The sequence below is a fragment of the Bradyrhizobium sp. 1 genome, from assembly GCF_023073315.1.
Lineage (GTDB): Bacteria > Pseudomonadota > Alphaproteobacteria > Rhizobiales > Xanthobacteraceae > Bradyrhizobium.
This window is the reverse complement of the sequence record NZ_JADPJH010000010.1, coordinates 281,479-296,096: the sequence shown is the minus strand read 5'-3', so window position 1 is coordinate 296,096 and position 14,618 is coordinate 281,479. Positions and strand designations below refer to the sequence as shown.

General features: G+C 63.9%; 18 protein-coding genes. 5 read left to right on the top strand and 13 right to left on the bottom strand.

The window, feature by feature from the left end:
- Positions 1–53 precede the first annotated feature (53 nt).
- The 7 genes from coaA to hisB all read right to left on the bottom strand — a co-directional run bounded on the left by coaA (position 54) and on the right by hisB (position 4,803).
- Positions 54–1,010, bottom strand: coding sequence for a type I pantothenate kinase (coaA, locus tag IVB29_RS04045; RefSeq protein WP_247502093.1), 957 nt, complete (start codon positions 1,008–1,010; stop codon positions 54–56).
- A gap of 21 nt (positions 1,011–1,031) precedes the next feature.
- Positions 1,032–1,358, bottom strand: a complete 327-nt coding sequence (locus tag IVB29_RS04040) for a phosphoribosyl-ATP diphosphatase (protein ID WP_247502092.1) — start codon at positions 1,356–1,358, stop codon at positions 1,032–1,034.
- 91 nt (positions 1,359–1,449) lie between these two features.
- The gene (hisF, locus tag IVB29_RS04035) at positions 1,450–2,226 is read right to left on the bottom strand and encodes an imidazole glycerol phosphate synthase subunit HisF (RefSeq protein WP_247502091.1); all 777 of its coding nucleotides are present in this window, start codon (positions 2,224–2,226) and stop codon (positions 1,450–1,452) included.
- A 10-nt stretch (positions 2,227–2,236) separates the two neighbouring features.
- On the bottom strand, positions 2,237–2,971 hold the full coding sequence (gene hisA, locus IVB29_RS04030) for a 1-(5-phosphoribosyl)-5-[(5-phosphoribosylamino)methylideneamino]imidazole-4-carboxamide isomerase (protein WP_247502348.1): 735 nt from the start codon (positions 2,969–2,971) through the stop codon (positions 2,237–2,239).
- Positions 2,968–3,618, bottom strand: a complete 651-nt coding sequence (hisH, locus tag IVB29_RS04025) for an imidazole glycerol phosphate synthase subunit HisH (RefSeq protein WP_247502090.1) — start codon at positions 3,616–3,618, stop codon at positions 2,968–2,970. The genes hisA and hisH overlap by 4 nt, the downstream gene beginning before the upstream one ends.
- Positions 3,615–4,145, bottom strand: a complete 531-nt coding sequence (locus IVB29_RS04020; protein ID WP_247502089.1) for a DUF2628 domain-containing protein — start codon at positions 4,143–4,145, stop codon at positions 3,615–3,617. The genes hisH and IVB29_RS04020 overlap by 4 nt, the downstream gene beginning before the upstream one ends.
- Before the next feature lie 64 nt (positions 4,146–4,209).
- Entirely contained in the window at positions 4,210–4,803 is a 594-nt protein-coding gene (gene hisB, locus IVB29_RS04015) for an imidazoleglycerol-phosphate dehydratase HisB (RefSeq protein ID WP_234684149.1), read from the bottom strand.
- Positions 4,804–4,989: 186 nt separating this feature from the next.
- Between hisB and hslV the strand changes: the two genes are divergently transcribed.
- The 4 genes from hslV (at position 4,990) to IVB29_RS03995 (ending at position 8,853) form a co-directional block, all read left to right on the top strand.
- On the top strand, positions 4,990–5,550 hold the full coding sequence (gene hslV, locus IVB29_RS04010) for an ATP-dependent protease subunit HslV (RefSeq protein WP_247502088.1): 561 nt from the start codon (positions 4,990–4,992) through the stop codon (positions 5,548–5,550).
- A gap of 181 nt (positions 5,551–5,731) precedes the next feature.
- A complete protein-coding gene (locus tag IVB29_RS04005) occupies positions 5,732–6,346 on the top strand; it encodes a DUF2585 domain-containing protein (RefSeq protein ID WP_247502347.1) in 615 nt (204 codons plus the stop codon).
- 49 nt (positions 6,347–6,395) lie between these two features.
- Positions 6,396–7,700, top strand: a complete 1,305-nt coding sequence (gene hslU / locus IVB29_RS04000) for an ATP-dependent protease ATPase subunit HslU (RefSeq protein WP_247502087.1) — start codon at positions 6,396–6,398, stop codon at positions 7,698–7,700.
- Positions 7,701–7,728: 28 nt separating this feature from the next.
- On the top strand, positions 7,729–8,853 hold the full coding sequence (locus tag IVB29_RS03995; RefSeq protein WP_247502086.1) for a hypothetical protein: 1,125 nt from the start codon (positions 7,729–7,731) through the stop codon (positions 8,851–8,853).
- On the opposite strand, the gene IVB29_RS03990 is transcribed toward IVB29_RS03995, so the two are convergent.
- Genes IVB29_RS03990 through IVB29_RS03980 form a run of 3 tightly spaced genes read right to left on the bottom strand, consistent with a single transcriptional unit; the run spans position 8,850 to position 11,663 of the window.
- Complete coding sequence (locus IVB29_RS03990) at positions 8,850–9,440, bottom strand: Smr/MutS family protein (RefSeq protein WP_247502085.1); 591 nt, start codon at positions 9,438–9,440, stop codon at positions 8,850–8,852. The two genes, IVB29_RS03995 and IVB29_RS03990, sit on opposite strands and share 4 nt — an antisense overlap.
- Positions 9,437–10,978, bottom strand: coding sequence for an MltA domain-containing protein (locus IVB29_RS03985; RefSeq protein WP_247502084.1), 1,542 nt, complete (start codon positions 10,976–10,978; stop codon positions 9,437–9,439). Before IVB29_RS03985 ends, IVB29_RS03990 begins: the two co-directional genes overlap by 4 nt.
- The gene (locus IVB29_RS03980) at positions 10,956–11,663 is read right to left on the bottom strand and encodes a Tim44/TimA family putative adaptor protein (protein ID WP_247502083.1); all 708 of its coding nucleotides are present in this window, start codon (positions 11,661–11,663) and stop codon (positions 10,956–10,958) included. The genes IVB29_RS03985 and IVB29_RS03980 overlap by 23 nt, the downstream gene beginning before the upstream one ends.
- 417 nt (positions 11,664–12,080) lie before the next feature.
- On the opposite strand from IVB29_RS03980, the gene secB reads away from it, so the two are divergent.
- A complete protein-coding gene (secB, locus tag IVB29_RS03975) occupies positions 12,081–12,566 on the top strand; it encodes a protein-export chaperone SecB (protein ID WP_247502082.1) in 486 nt (161 codons plus the stop codon).
- A 48-nt stretch (positions 12,567–12,614) separates the two neighbouring features.
- Here the strand turns inward: secB and dnaQ are convergent, their stop codons facing one another.
- The 3 genes from dnaQ to IVB29_RS03960 are packed head-to-tail and all read right to left on the bottom strand — an operon-like array spanning position 12,615 to position 14,602.
- Positions 12,615–13,331: a DNA polymerase III subunit epsilon gene (gene dnaQ, locus IVB29_RS03970; RefSeq protein WP_247502081.1), complete on the bottom strand. Its 717-nt coding sequence runs from the start codon at positions 13,329–13,331 to the stop codon at positions 12,615–12,617.
- Between the two features lie 39 nt (positions 13,332–13,370).
- A complete protein-coding gene (coaE, locus tag IVB29_RS03965) occupies positions 13,371–13,970 on the bottom strand; it encodes a dephospho-CoA kinase (RefSeq protein WP_247502080.1) in 600 nt (199 codons plus the stop codon).
- 23 nt (positions 13,971–13,993) lie between these two features.
- The gene (locus IVB29_RS03960) at positions 13,994–14,602 is read right to left on the bottom strand and encodes a Maf family nucleotide pyrophosphatase (protein ID WP_247502079.1); all 609 of its coding nucleotides are present in this window, start codon (positions 14,600–14,602) and stop codon (positions 13,994–13,996) included.
- Positions 14,603–14,618 lie beyond the last annotated feature (16 nt).

Here is a 14,618-nt window from a genome sequence, read left to right as displayed (position 1 = left end):
GGTGGGCACGGCGCGCGAAGAGCGCGCCTTTGCCCACCCTACGAGACTACGGGTCACAGCCTTCGCAGCGCCACGCTCTCCACCCTGTGGTCCGCGCCCTTCTTCAGGATCAGCGTCGCACGGGGGCGGGTGGGCAGGATGTTGTCCTCGAGATTGGCGAGGTTGGTGCGCTCCCAGATCGCAATTGCGGTCGCGGTCGCTTCCTCGTCCGACAGCAGCGCATAGCGGTTGAAGTAGGATTTTGGGTTGGTGAACGCGGTGTCGCGCAGCGACAGGAAGCGCCGGATGTACCATTGCCGCAGCGCCGCCTCGTCGGCGTCGATATAGACCGAGAAATCGAAGAAGTCTGAGACCACAGGCACCGCCTTGCCGTCGCGCGGCAGCTTGCCGGTTTGCAGCACGTTGACGCCTTCGACGATCAGGATGTCGGGCTGATCGACTTCGGCCCACTGGCTCGGCACGATGTCGTAGGTCAAATGCGAATAGACCGGCGCGCGCACGTGACGGCGTCCGGCCTTGATGTCGGACAGGAAACTCAGCAGCAGCGGCAGGTCGTAGCTCTCGGGAAAGCCCTTCTTCTGCATGCTGCCCTGCCGATCGAGCACCGCATTGGGATAGAGAAATCCGTCCGTGGTGATCAGCTCGACCTTCGGGCGCGGCGACCAGCGCGCCAGCAGCGCCTGGAGCACGCGGGCCGTGGTGGACTTTCCGACCGCGACCGAGCCGGCGACGCCGATGATGTAGGGCACCTTGCGGTCGCGGATGTTGAGGAACTGGCGCTCCGCGTAATACAGGCGCTGCATCGCATCGACATAGATCGACAAGAGACGCGACAGTGGCAGGTAGATGTCCTCGACCTCCTGCAAGTCGAGACGGTCGTGCAGCGAACGCAGCCGGTCGAACTCACCCGGCTCCAGCGTCATCGGCGTATCGTCGCGAAGTCGCGCCCACTCCTCGCGCGTATAGACGCGGTAGGGATTATATTGCTGCTCGGGTGCGCGGATATCCATGACGCGACTTCTCCACCTCGGCTAGTTGCCGCTTTTGCGCGACGCCTTCTCTTCCAACCCTGACATGTTCGTCCGCTTGTCCAGCGCGGCCTCGACCTCTTCCAGCTTTACGCCGCGGGCCTTGAGCAGCACAAGGAAATGATAGAGCAGATCGGCCCCCTCGGCGATCAGATGCGCGCGATCGTTTTCGACTGCTGCGATTACGGTTTCGACTGCTTCCTCACCGAACTTCTTGGCGCAATGCTCGGCGCCCTTGTCCAGGAGCTTGCGGGTATAGGAGCCTTCGCCCCCGGCCGCCGCGCGGGCATCGATGGTCTCGGCCAGATCGTGGATCGTGAAACGCGGCATCGGACTTACTCGGAAACACACTCGGCAATAAACTTTGCCGCGGAGGCCATTCCCCGCACGGCCTGTGTAGCATTTTTATGAGCAGGAGTCGTCAGGCATCCAGGCGCATGGGCAAGCCCCGCCGGGACATGTGTTCCTTGGCTTCGCGGATGGTGAATTCCCCGAAATGGAAGATCGAGGCGGCCAGCACGGCGGTGGCGTGCCCGTCGCGGATACCGTCGACGAGGTGGTCGAGATTGCCGACGCCGCCTGAGGCGATCACGGGAACGGGAACGCTGTCGGCGATGGCCCGGGTCAGCGGGATATCAAAGCCCTGCCTTGTGCCGTCGCGGTCCATCGAGGTGAGCAAAATTTCACCAGCGCCGAGCGAGACCACTTCCTGGGCATATTCGATGGCGTCGATGCCGGTCGAGTTGCGGCCGCCATGGGTGAAGATCTCCCAGCGCTCGCCGCCGCCCGCGCGCTTGACCCGCTTGGCGTCGATCGCGACCACCACGCACTGCTCGCCGAATTTCTCGGCGGCTTCCTTGACGAACTCGCGCCGCATCACCGCGGCGCTGTTGATCGAGACCTTGTCGGCACCGGCGCGCAGCAGCGTCTTGATGTCGTTCACCTCACGCACGCCGCCACCAACTGTGACAGGCATGAAGCAGGCCTCCGCCGTGCGCCGGACCACATCCAGCATGATGCCGCGGTTCTCATGGGTCGCGGTGATGTCGAGAAAGGTCAGCTCGTCGGCGCCGGCGGCGTCATAGGCGATGGCGGCTTCGACGGGATCGCCGGCGTCACGGAGGTCGACGAAATTGACGCCCTTGACGACGCGGCCGTCCTTGACGTCGAGGCAGGGGATCACGCGCACCTTGAACATTTTTGCTCTCCTAGGCGCGCGCGTTGCGGATCAAGGTGAGGGCCGCGCTCGGATCAAGCCGGCCATCATAGAGTGCGCGGCCGGCGATGGCGCCGGCGAGCTTGCTGGCGCGCGGCGTCAACATCGCCTTGACGTCCTCGATGGACGCGAGCCCACCGGAGGCGATCACCGGGATCGAGATGGCATCCGCAAGCGCAATCGTCGCGTCGAGGTTCAGGCCCTTGAGCAGGCCGTCGCGCGCGATGTCGGTGAAGATGATGGCGGCAACGCCGGCATCCTCGAAACGCTGCGCGATCTCCAGCACCGTGACCTGCGAGGTCTCGGCCCAGCCTTCGACCGCGACCTTGCCGTCACGGGCATCGAGGCCGACAGCGACGCGGCCGGGGAATTTTTTCGCCGCGGCCTTCACCAATTCAGGATCGCGCACCGCGGCGGTGCCAATGATGACGCGGGTGATACCCTTGGCGAGCCAGGCTTCGACGGTCGCGAGATCGCGAATGCCACCACCGAGCTGCACCGGGATGTTGATCGTCTTCAGCATCGCCTCGACCGCCTGCGCATTCACCGGCTTGCCGGCAAAGGCACCGTCGAGATCGACGACGTGGAGATATTCAAAACCCTGCTCGACAAAGCTCTCGGCCTGGGCTGCGGGATTGAGGTTGAACACAGTCGCGCGTGCCATGTCGCCTTGCTCGAGGCGCACGCACTGCCCGTTCTTGAGGTCGATCGCCGGAAAGAGAATCACGGTTTCCATCGCAAAAAGTTCGAGATCAGGGCGAGGCCAAAGCGCTGGCTCTTCTCGGGGTGGAATTGCGTGCCGATGGCGGTGTCCTTCGCGACGATCGCGGTGACAGGCCCGCCGTAATCGGCGCGTGCGAGCACGTCCGCTTCGTTGGCGGCGTTGAGGTGGTAGGAGTGCACGAAATAGGCGTGCTGGCCCTTGGGGCCGAGCGGCAGCCTCTCCAGCACCGGATGCTCGCGCAGCACCTCGAGCGTATTCCAGCCCATGTGCGGGATCTTCAGGCTCTCGTCGCGCGGCGTGATCTTTTCGACGTCGCCGCCGATCCAGTTCAAGCCCTCGGTCGTGACGTGCTCCTTGCCGCGGCTCGCCATCAGCTGCATGCCGACGCAGATGCCGAAGAAGGGCCGCGCCTTGACGCGCACCGCCTCGGTGATCGCCTCGACCATGCCGTTGACGGCATCGAGCCCGCGCCGGCAATCGGCGAAGGCGCCGACACCAGGCAGCACCAGACGATCGGCGCCGTAAGCCTGGTCGGGATCGCTGGTGACGAAGACCTTTTGCGGGTTCTCCAGGCTGCGCGCGGCGCGCTCGAAGGCTTTCGCGGCGGAATGCAGATTCCCGGAACCGTAATCGACGATGGCGACGCTCATCTTGACCCTCCCGGTTCTGGAAATAATCCAATGATCCCGCCGGCCGGAATTGGCGGCGGATTGGAGAATTGCTGACCCGGCACACCGCGGGTCGGCGGCGGGCCGCCGCGATCGACGGCCCATTGATCATTGACGATGCCGCGCTGCTTCTGGCTCCAGCGCTCGAAGAAGCGGCGCTCGGCGGTGTCCTCGTCATCGGCCACGACGATATCAAGCTGCCGCCATTTTCCGCGCGACAAGGTCCAGCGGCGCAGGCTCGAGGCCTCGAACCCCATCAAGAGCGCGACGATGATATCGGCGAAGAATATCGAGCTGCGTCCGACGCCGAGGCTCGACAGCCCGGCGTTGAATGCGGCCACAAAAATCACCCAGCCGATCAGCACCAGCCAGAGCCGATACCACAGCAGCCAGATCGGGCCGAAAATCATCGCCCAGAAATGGAAGCCGTCGCGCACGAACACGAACTTGTCGGTCGCGCGCAGATCGGCTCCGGCAGGGGAGGGAGCATGAACTGTGTAGACAGGCATGGTGATGCCCCGTTCCTAGGAGTTCAGTGATGCCGCCAGCAGCGTTTGCCGCCAGCCCGAGACGTCAGCCGCCGAGCGAGCCCTTGGTGGACGGGATTTCTCCCGCCGTCTTCGGATCGATCGCGACCGCGGTGCGCAGCGCCCGCGCCAGGCCCTTGAAGCAGGACTCGGCGATATGGTGGCTGTTATCGCCATATAGGGTCTCGACGTGGAGAGTCACGCCGGCATTCATGGCGAAGGCCTGGAACCACTCGCGCACCAGCTCGGTATCGAACTCGCCGATCTTGTCGCGGGGGAAGTCGGCCTTGAACACCAGGAACGGGCGGCCCGAAATGTCGATGACCACGCGCGACAAGGTCTCGTCCATGGGCATGTGCACGCCGGCATAGCGGGTGATGCCCGCCATGTTGCCGAGCGCCTGCTTGACCGCCTGGCCGAGCGCGATGCCGGTGTCTTCGGTGGTATGGTGATGATCAATGTGCAGATCGCCCACCGCCTTGACCGTGAGGTCGATGCGGGAATGGCGGGCGAGAAGATCGAGCATATGGTCGAAAAAGCCGATGCCGGTCGCGATATTGGCCACGCCGGTGCCATCGAGGTTCACGGTGACCTCGATGTCGGTTTCCTTGGTCTTGCGCTTGATCGTTGCGGTGCGCATTGAAGGCTTTCGCTATGGTTTGGGCCGAAAACGCCGGTCTTTTAACAGCCAAATGACGCCTTCGCTACTGCGGGAACGGCTGGCGGGGCCTCTACTTCTGCCTATGGTGAGCGAAATTGGGCCCGGAGCGGGCCGTTGTGCCCCCGCTCCCGACCGCCTAAATCAGGCCGGACAAAGAGGTACTTCATGCAGGACTCCCAAAACAGCTCGCCGGGCTGGCACGGCACCACGATTTTGACCGTCCGCAAGGGCGGCAAGGTGGTGGTCGGCGGCGACGGCCAGGTCTCGATCGGCCAGACCGTGATCAAGTCCAACGCCAAAAAGGTCCGGAAACTCGGCAAGGGCGACGTGATCGGCGGCTTTGCCGGCGCCACGGCTGACGCTTTCACGCTGTTTGAGCGGCTGGAATCCAAGCTCGAGCAATATCCGGGGCAATTGACCCGGGCAGCCGTCGAGCTGGCCAAGGACTGGCGCACCGACCGCTATCTGCGGCGGCTGGAGGCCATGATGATCGTGGCCGACAAGGACGTCTCCTTGGTGCTGACCGGCACCGGCGACGTGCTCGAGCCCGAGTCGGGCGTGATGGCGATCGGCTCCGGCGGCAATTACGCGCTGGCCGCGGCCCGCGCCCTGCTCGACACCGACAAGGACGCCGAGACCATCGTCCGCCGCTCCCTCGACATCGCGGCCGACATCTGCGTCTACACCAACCGCAATCTGACCGTCGAAAGCCTGGCGGCCGGCTAAGGGATCCATCTGTGAATGAACAGCGTAGCTCCGGACTGGCTGTAACCTCGCCCGCTTGCGGGAGAGGTCGCGCCGGAGGCGCGGGTGAGGGCTCTCGCCTCTTGGGGGCTCTCGCGAGCGGAAACACCCTCTCCCCAACCCTCTCCCGCAAGCGGGCGAGGGAGCGCACCGCCGGTTGGGCATGACACTCGCGCCCGAGAACCCCAGGACGACCATCGCCCCAGCCTACTGGGCCGGCATCGCATTGTTGCTGCTGGCGCTACAGGCCTCGATCCTGTTCGCGATGGGGCGCGTGCCGATCTGCACCTGCGGCTACGTCAAGCTCTGGCATGGCGTGGTGAACAGCTCGGAGAACTCCCAGCACATCGCCGACTGGTACACCTTCTCGCACATCCTGCACGGTTTTCTGTTCTACGGCCTGACCTGGCTGCTGTTCGCGCGCTTGCCGTTCCTGCGTCTCGCCTGGCCGGCGCGATTGATCATCGCGATGCTGATCGAAGGCGCCTGGGAGATCGTCGAGAACTCGCCGTTCATCATCGAGCGCTACCGCGCCGGCACGATCTCACTGGATTATTTCGGCGACAGCATCGTCAATTCGGTCTCTGACAATCTGTCCATGATACTGGGGTTCCTCGCCGCGCGCGTGCTGCCGGTCTGGGCCACCGTCCTGCTCGGGCTCGCCTTCGAGATCATGCTGGCGCTCCACATTCGCGACAATCTGACGCTCAACATATTGATGCTGATCCATCCGATCGAGGCCGTGAAACAATGGCAATCGGGGCCGCCCATCATCTGACCCAAAATGCGGCTTGTCCTTGACCGCCTCCCGCCCTAGCTAAGCAGACATGACAGACTTCTCCCCCCGCGAAATCGTTTCCGAACTCGATCGTTTCATCGTCGGCCAGGCCGACGCCAAACGCGCCGTCTCGATCGCGCTGCGCAACCGCTGGCGGCGGCAGCAGCTCGAAGGCTCCTTGCGTGAGGAGGTGCTGCCGAAGAACATCTTGATGATCGGCCCCACCGGCGTCGGCAAAACGGAAATCGCGCGGCGATTGGCAAAACTCGCGAACGCGCCGTTCCTGAAGGTGGAAGCCACAAAATTCACCGAGGTCGGCTATGTCGGCCGCGACGTCGAGCAGATCGTGCGCGACCTCGTCGAGGTTGCCATCGCCCAGGTACGCGAGAAGAAGCGCAAGGACGTGCAGGCGCGCGCGCAGCTCGCCGCCGAGGAGCGCGTGCTCGACGCACTGGTCGGCGCCAATGCCAGCGCGGCGACGCGGGAATCGTTCCGCAAGAAGCTTCGCGCCGGCGAGCTCAACGACAAGGAAATCGAGGTCGAGACGCAAGGCTCCAGCAGCGGCATGCCGATGTTCGAGATCCCGGGCATGCCGGGCGCGCAGATGGGCGCGATCTCGATCGGCGATATTTTTGGCAAGCTCGGCGGCCGCAGCAAGACACGACGACTGACGGTCGAGAGCTCGCACGAGATCCTCATCAACGAGGAATCCGACAAGCTGCTGGACACCGAGCAGCTCACGCTGGAGGCAATCAGCGCAGTCGAGAACAACGGTATCGTGTTCCTCGACGAGATCGATAAGATCTGCGCCCGCGACGGCCGCGTCGGCGGCGACGTCTCGCGCGAGGGCGTGCAGCGCGATCTGCTGCCGCTGATCGAGGGCACCACGGTCTCGACCAAGCACGGCGCGGTGAAGACCGACCACATCCTGTTCATCGCCTCGGGCGCATTCCACGTCGCAAAGCCGTCCGATCTGTTGCCGGAATTGCAAGGCCGCCTGCCGATCCGCGTCGAGTTGCAGGCCCTGACCCGCGACGACATGCGTCGCATCCTGACCGAGCCCGAGGCCTCGCTGATCAAGCAGTACGTCGCCCTGATGCAGACCGAGGGCGTCACGCTCGATATCACGCCCGATGCCATCGACGCGCTGGCCGACGTCGCGGTGGCCGTCAATTCCACCGTCGAGAACATCGGCGCGCGCCGGCTCCAGACCGTGATGGAGCGGGTGCTGGACGAGATCTCCTTCACCGCCCCCGACCGCAGCGGCGAGACCGTCAGGGTCGATGCCGATTTCGTGCAGAAGCATGTCGGCGACCTCGCCAAGAACGCGGATCTGAGCCGGTTTATTTTGTAATTCCGGGCGGCCGCGCTATGGATGCGGCGTGACCGCGCGCATCCTGCAAAACCCCTGGCGTCTCCTGCTCGCGATCAACGCGGCGGTGATCGCCGGCGTGTTCGTCCACAAGATCCAGCTGCCGCCTTACGTCCCCTACATCCACCTCCTCGTCGATTACCATTTCGGCTTCATCAAGCGCGCGCTGATCGGGGCGATCGTCGCGTTGTTCACGGACAAGGTGCCGGTCTGGCTGGTGTTCGCGCTCGGCGGGGTGACGTGGCTGGTGACGCTTGGGCTGTATGCGAGACTGTTTCAGAAGACGTTCGGCTTCACCGCGAAAACGCTGCCGCTGTTCGTCTTCATCGCGGGCTCGCCGTTCTTCCTGAAGAACTTCATGCACACGCTCGGCCATTTCGACATCTATGGCTGCGCGCTGGCGCTCATCCTGCTGCTGATGCCGGCGGGCTCATTGCTGTTCGTAGCTTTGGCCGCGCTGTTCTCGATCATTCTCGTCCTGATCCACCACATCCATCTGCTGATGTATGTGCCGACGATCATCACCATCGTCGTGATCAGGCACTATCTCGCGTTCGGCCATCATCGCAGCAATGTCGCGTTCGGCATTATCGCCCTCGCCCTCGTCTCCGCGCTGTTCTTCGCCGCGCAGTTTTTGGGAACGATGCCGATTCCCGAAGCGGATTTCGTCGCCTATCTGAAGAACCGGATGGCCGATCCCTCGCGGACCGATCTGCTGCAATTCGCCTATATCTGGTACCAGCCGCTGGCGAAGGAGATTTCGGACACCTGGGGCCGCCTGCCGCACAACATCCTCGGCGTGCCCGTATTTGCGCTGCTGATCTGGCTGCACACGCCGCTGTGGCGCTTCTTCGCGAACCTGATCGGCGCGCTCGCGAGCGATATGCACCGCCGGCTCGTCATCGCGGCGCTGATCGGAATCAGCCTCGCCTACCTCGTGATGTTCGCCATGGTGTTCGACTATTCGCGCTGGATCTCGAACTGGGCGGTCTGCATGTTCGTGATCCTGCACGCGGTGAAGATGCTGCCGGCCAGGAATGAAACGCCGCTGATTCCGGCGGAGGATCGCACAACCAACATCTTCGGCCTGATCTTAACGCTGATCCCGCGCGTCGGAATCGTGCGGCCGTTCTAAAACCGCGCCCGCCTGATCCGCACGTAAAGCGCGCCCTCGCCGCCATGGCCGATACCCGCTTCCTCAAAGCCAACCACAAAAGCGCGGAATTCCGGCAGGCTCAGCCATTCCGGCACCTGGCGACGCAGCACGCCGCTTTCGCCGCCGCTGCGGCCCTTGCCGGTGATGACGAGCACAAAGGTCAGGCCGTCATGATGGGCACGGTTCAGGAAACCGGTCAGCGCGCGGTGGGCGCGCATCTGGGTCATGCCGTGCAGGTCGAGCCGCGCCTCGATCTCGCTGCGGCCGCGCGATAGTTTTGTGCGCTCGCGCTTGCCGAGCGGCGCCAGAGGCGGCATCGCCGGTTTTGTCACGCGCGGCGCCGGCGCAGCGGCGATCGGTCGCGGCGATGGCGGGGGCCGCGCAGCCGGCGCCGCAGATGAGGGCTCAGCGCGCGGCGGGGCATGCGCCTTTGCCGCGCGATGCTTCCTCAACGGCTTGACCTGCTTTGCGACCGTGTCCCACAGCTCGCGCTCTTCCTCGCTCAACGCGCGGCGGCGCGGCGAGGGACGAGGCTCCAGCACGGGCGGACGGGACGATCGCTTCATTGCTGCCGGTGGGGACGATTCTTCGCCGGCCGCCGCGGCTCTTGAACCGGCTCGATCACGGGACGCGGCACCGGCAACGGGACGGGATTGGCGACAGCGACCGTATCATTTTTACCTTGTGCCACGGCTGCGGCCGGAGCCGCCGGCTTGGCCTGATCTTTGGCCAGATCAGTCTGCGGAAACAGCTTTGCGATTTTCATTGAGGGCCGGGGGTCCGGCACCGGCAGCTTCGCGCCACGCACGCTGGGATCGAGGCCCTTCGGCACCAGCATGACAAAATGCATGGGATGGCGCAGCCGGCCTGAGACGCGGCCGGCATCCGCGCCGGCGCCGAAATAGAGATCGGCGCGCGCGGGGCCGATGATGGCCGAGCCGGTGTCCTGCGCGATCATCAGCCGATGGAACGGCGTCTTCGATCGTTCAGAATCGATCGGCAGCTCGCCCTCGATGAAGAAAGGCGTGCCGTAGACATGCAGCGCCTTGTCGACCGCGATCGAGCGGCCTGCGGTCAGCGGAATGCCCTGCGCGCCCACCGCCTCCTCCTTGTCGGAGAGGTTGACCTCGCGGAAGAAGATGTAGGAGCGGTTCTGACGGCGCAGCTCCCTGGCACCGTCAGGGGTCTGCGCCATCCACTCCCTGATCTTCTGCATCGACATCTCTTCCTTCGGAATGATGCCGCGCTCGATCAGGATGCGCCCGACGGCCGTGTAGGGATAGCCGTTATAGGCGTCGTAGTTCAGCCGGACGGTGCCGCCGTCGTCGAACTTGATTCGTGCCGAGCCCTGGATCTGGGCGAACAGCAAATCGGTCGGGTCCTTCAGCCAGGCGATCTCGAGCCCGCGGCCGGCGATCTTGCCGTCCTCGATCTCGCCGCGGTCGTAATAGGGCACCAGCTTGCGGCGACCGATCTTGCGGTAGACCGGACCCTTGTTGGGCAGGCTGACCGAATCCTGCTTGTAGCCGCGCACGAACAGGTTCGACGGGCGGCGATAGACCGGCACATTGAACACGTCGGTCTGCGTGCGCGATCCCTCCAGCACCGGCTCGTAATAGCCGGTGACGAAGCCGTCGGGCTCGCCGAGGCGGGAGATGCGCAGGGCTGCAAAATTCTCCTCGAAGAAGGTTTTTGCCTTGGCGTCGTCGGTGAGTTCGAGCGACTTGGCGGCCCGGCAGGGTTCGCTCAGCGAGCCGGCAAGTGCCTTTGGCTCGGCTGCTCCGGTCTGTGCATTGATTGTGCGGCAGCTCGCGCGAAAGGTCTTGTACGCGGCGAGATGGTCGTCATCGCTCCAGCCCTTCACATCTGCCCAGGCCAGCGGAAGATATTGCGCACCTGGGATTTCGAACGGCAGGGGGAGCTGCGGATAGGGCAACGCCCGCGGCGGCGGCGCAGGCAATTCCGGGAGATGATGGTGATGGCTGCGATAGTGGCGCCGCGCAGCCTCGGCGCCGAGTGAAAACGACGACAGCACGACGACACCCGCGCAAAGCGCCGTCGCGCTGTTCTTCAGGAATGCCTTAATTCGCGCTTCCGGTGCCAACCAGCTTCCAGTTCGGATCGCGAGAGGTGATGTCGCGGGCGAAAGTCCAGATGTCAGTGATGTCGGCGACCGTATCGGCGCTGCCGTCGACGATGTTGCCGGCCTTGTCGCGGGTGGCCGAGATCATTTGCGAGACGAAACGGATGGTGAGCTGGGCCGTGCGGTCGCGCAGCTCGGCGCCGGCGAGCTCGGCCTTGTCGATCGAGACGAAGCGCGTCTCGGTCTTCTGCTCGTTCTTCTCGCGGTCCTTGATGACGGAGTCGAAGCTGTCATAGACCTCCGACGACAGCAACTCGCGCAGCGCGCGGCGGTCGCCATTGGCAAAGGCCAGCACGATCATCTCATAGGCGCCGCGGGCGCCGGAGATGAAATGGCGGGGGTCGAAGGCGGAATCTTTCTCGACGATGGCGTCGAGCCCCTGCGCCAGCGCAGTGCCCGGCTCGGCCAGGCCCTTCCAACGATCGGAGGGCGGAGCCGGCTCGGCCGCGGGCGCCAGCGGGGCCTGGTCGATCACCTTGCCCGGCATGGTCACGACGTTCTTGTCCTGGGCACCCCCCAGCGCGTTGCGGGCAGCGGTATGGTCGAACGGCGGCCGCTCGTTGCCCGTGCGCTGCCCCAGCACGCTGCGCAGCCTCAGAAAGATGAAGACCGCCAGCGCCAGGAAGATGATGGTGTAGATGTCCACGTCGTATTCGCTTTCTGGTCTACTCGAGAAGGGGCCGACTAGAAGGGGTCGTCGCCGGGAAAATCAATCCGGCCAGTAGACCGTTCCATACGGGAACGGCAAGTCTACATCACCAATTTAGGTCCGCCCGTCTGGTCCGTGGGATGTAGGCACGAAATCTTGCCCGGCCAATGGCGCCTTTTGGCACAGCGCCGATTGTAGCGCGTTTTATGCTTAAGGGGAAACCCGATCGTGGCCGGAAATCGCGCATCTTCAAGCGTTTAAGGCGCAATTTCGTCGAAAGACCACCTTGAACGTCACAGTTGTGGGCACGGTCTGGATCCCCCGTCCGGGACCGTTCGTCCTTGTGGAACGAGGCGGCCCTATGTTAGCCAACCGCCGCGAAATTCAGCCCCAATCGGGTAAGGAGACACTTCTATGACCAACGGTAACGGCACCCCTCCCGAGGCGGCCCAGGCTCCCCAGCTCAACGTGCTGGCGCAGTACACCAAGGACCTCTCGTTCGAAAACCCGAACGCGCCGACCTCGCTCCAGCAGCAGGGCCAGCCGCCCCAGATCAATATCCAGATCAATGTCAGCGCCAATAACCTCAGCGATACCGAGTTCGAGGTGACGCTGTCGGTCGAGGGCAAGGCCGAGACCGCAGGCAAGATCATGTTCTCGTTCGAGCTCGCCTATGCCGGCGTGTTCCGGATCGCCAACGTGCCGAAGGAGAATATGCATCCGCTGGTCATGATCGAATGCCCGCGCCTGCTATTCCCGTTCGCCCGTGAGATCATCGCGACCGCTGTCCGCGACGGCGGGTTCCCGCCCCTGATGTTGGATCCGGTCGACTTCGTCGGTCTCTATCGTCAGAACATGGAGCGGCAAATGGCCGCTCAGCCGACCAGCGGCCAAGCCTAACTAACAAGCCTAACTAACAAGCCTAACTAACAAGCCTAACTAACAGGCCTAACCAGCCGGAGGGGCGGCTGGAGCGGGCAAAAACTCGTTCCAGATCGCCTTATCGCCGAGCGTTGCGACGAAGGCCCGGTGGGCCTCGCGCTCGGTATCGGAAACCCGCGGCGCGAGCGGCACCGTCCGCTGCCGCCGCGGCGCATCGCCAGCGACATTGACGCGAATGTTCTCGCCTTCCGAGGCGAGAAGCAGCTGAGACTGCCGCGCCCCGACCAGATCAACATAGACCTCGGCCAGGAGCTCAGCGTCGAGCAGCGCGCCGTGCTTGGTGCGGCGTGAGTTGTCGATCGAATAGCGCGAGCAGAGATCGTCGAGCCGGTTCGACACACCCGGATGTTTGCGCCGCGCCAGCAGCAGCGTATCGACCAGCCGCTCGCGCGGGATCGCCACGCGCTTGATCTTGTCGAGCTCGGCATTGATGAAGCCGATATCGAACGAGGCGTTGTGGATCACCAGCGGCGCATCACCGATGAATTCCAGAAACGCATCGACGACCTCGTGGAACAGCGGCTTGGTCGACAGGAATTCGGCTGACAGCCCATGCACTGCGAACGCTTCCGCCGGCATGTCCCTCTCGGGATTGATATAGACGTGATACGTCTGCCCGGTCGGCATCCGGTTCAACATCTCGACACAGCCGATTTCGACCAGGCGATCGCCGCGGAGGGGATCGAGGCCGGTGGTTTCTGTATCGAGAACGATTTCGCGCATGATTTTGGGACGCTGTGCAAGAAGCCGAAGCGCGGCGAATCAGGCCCGCCGCTGCGGCATCTTAACGACCTCGGCCAGAATGTGCGTGATTTGGGCGCGCACGGGTTCAAGTCCGTGTGACGTATCCACTACGAAATCGGCCCGCTTACGCTTCTCGGCGTCGGGCGTCTGCTTGGCGATGATGGCGTCGAGTTTTGCTTCGTCCATCGTGCCCCGCGCCAGCACGCGCTGACGCTGAACCTCGGGCGAGGTCGAGACCACGACCACCGCATCGACCCGTTTTTCGCCGCCCGTCTCGAACAAGAGTGGGATGTCCAGCACGACGACCGGCGCCTTTGCTGCCTCTGCGTCGGCAAAGAATTTCTGCCGGGAAGCGCCGAGCATGGGGTGAACGATCTGCTCGAGCTGCTTGATCGCGGCGGCATCGTGCACCACACGCGCCGACAATTTTGGCCGGTCGACCTTGCCGTTCACGGTGGTGCCGGGGAAGGCGGCTTCAATCGCGGGAGCGGCCTCGCCCTCGTAGAGCTGATGGACGGCGGCATCCGCGTCGTAGACGGGGACGCCGGCCTCCGCGAACAATTTTGCGGTGGTGGATTTGCCCATCCCGATCGAGCCGGTCAGTCCCAGGATCCGCATCAGCGCCCAGCCATATTCATCGTCTACACCGCAATTAGCTGCTCGCTCCGCAGGAACGCAAGCAGCGGCAGCAGCGGCAGGCCGAGAATGGTGAAATGATCGCCCTCGATACGCTCGAACAGGTGAATGCCGAGACCTTCAAGCTGATAGGCGCCGACACTTGTTGTGACGGCATCGCCGGCGGCATCGAGATAGGCTGAAAGCCCGGCCTCGGTCATCTCCCGCATGGTCATGCGGGCCACCGAGACATCCTCGAAGACAATCCTGCCGTCGTGTGCGACGGCCACAGCGGAATTCAGCTCATGGCTGTTTCCGGCGAGATCCCGCAGCTGTGCCAGCGCCTGCGCGCGGCCGGCGGGCTTGTTGAAGAGACGTTCGCCGAGAGCCAGCGTCTGGTCGGCACCGATCACATGGCTTCCGGGACGATTGGCTGAGACCGCCTTCGCCTTCTCGCGCGCCAGCAGCAACCCGATCTCACGTGGATTCGACAGTTTTGACGCAGCCTGAATGCCGCGCTCGTCGATGTCTGCCGTAACAGCCTCGAACTCGAGCCCGGCATTGGCCAGCAGCATTTTTCGTGCGCTGCTTTGCGACGCCAGAATCAACGGAGATTTTCCGCGCCACAAACCCATCGCGAATCTATTCCCA

Excerpts from the sequence above, each read along its gene's own strand:
- coaA (WP_247502093.1), bottom strand. The coding sequence starts at position 1,010 with ATGGATATCCGCGCACCCGAGCAGCAATATAATCCCTACCGCGTCTAT.
- IVB29_RS04040 (WP_247502092.1), bottom strand. The coding sequence starts at position 1,358 with ATGCCGCGTTTCACGATCCACGATCTGGCCGAGACCATCGATGCCCGC.
- hisF (WP_247502091.1), bottom strand. The coding sequence starts at position 2,226 with ATGTTCAAGGTGCGCGTGATCCCCTGCCTCGACGTCAAGGACGGCCGC.
- hisH (WP_247502090.1), bottom strand. The coding sequence starts at position 3,618 with ATGAGCGTCGCCATCGTCGATTACGGTTCCGGGAATCTGCATTCCGCC.
- IVB29_RS04020 (WP_247502089.1), bottom strand. The coding sequence starts at position 4,145 with ATGCCTGTCTACACAGTTCATGCTCCCTCCCCTGCCGGAGCCGATCTG.
- hisB (WP_234684149.1), bottom strand. The coding sequence starts at position 4,803 with ATGCGCACCGCAACGATCAAGCGCAAGACCAAGGAAACCGACATCGAG.
- hslV (WP_247502088.1), top strand. The coding sequence starts at position 4,990 with ATGCAGGACTCCCAAAACAGCTCGCCGGGCTGGCACGGCACCACGATT.
- IVB29_RS04005 (WP_247502347.1), top strand. The coding sequence starts at position 5,732 with ATGACACTCGCGCCCGAGAACCCCAGGACGACCATCGCCCCAGCCTAC.
- hslU (WP_247502087.1), top strand. The coding sequence starts at position 6,396 with ATGACAGACTTCTCCCCCCGCGAAATCGTTTCCGAACTCGATCGTTTC.
- IVB29_RS03990 (WP_247502085.1), bottom strand. The coding sequence starts at position 9,440 with ATGAAGCGATCGTCCCGTCCGCCCGTGCTGGAGCCTCGTCCCTCGCCG.
- secB (WP_247502082.1), top strand. The coding sequence starts at position 12,081 with ATGACCAACGGTAACGGCACCCCTCCCGAGGCGGCCCAGGCTCCCCAG.
- dnaQ (WP_247502081.1), bottom strand. The coding sequence starts at position 13,331 with ATGCGCGAAATCGTTCTCGATACAGAAACCACCGGCCTCGATCCCCTC.
- coaE (WP_247502080.1), bottom strand. The coding sequence starts at position 13,970 with ATGCGGATCCTGGGACTGACCGGCTCGATCGGGATGGGCAAATCCACC.
- IVB29_RS03960 (WP_247502079.1), bottom strand. The coding sequence starts at position 14,602 with ATGGGTTTGTGGCGCGGAAAATCTCCGTTGATTCTGGCGTCGCAAAGC.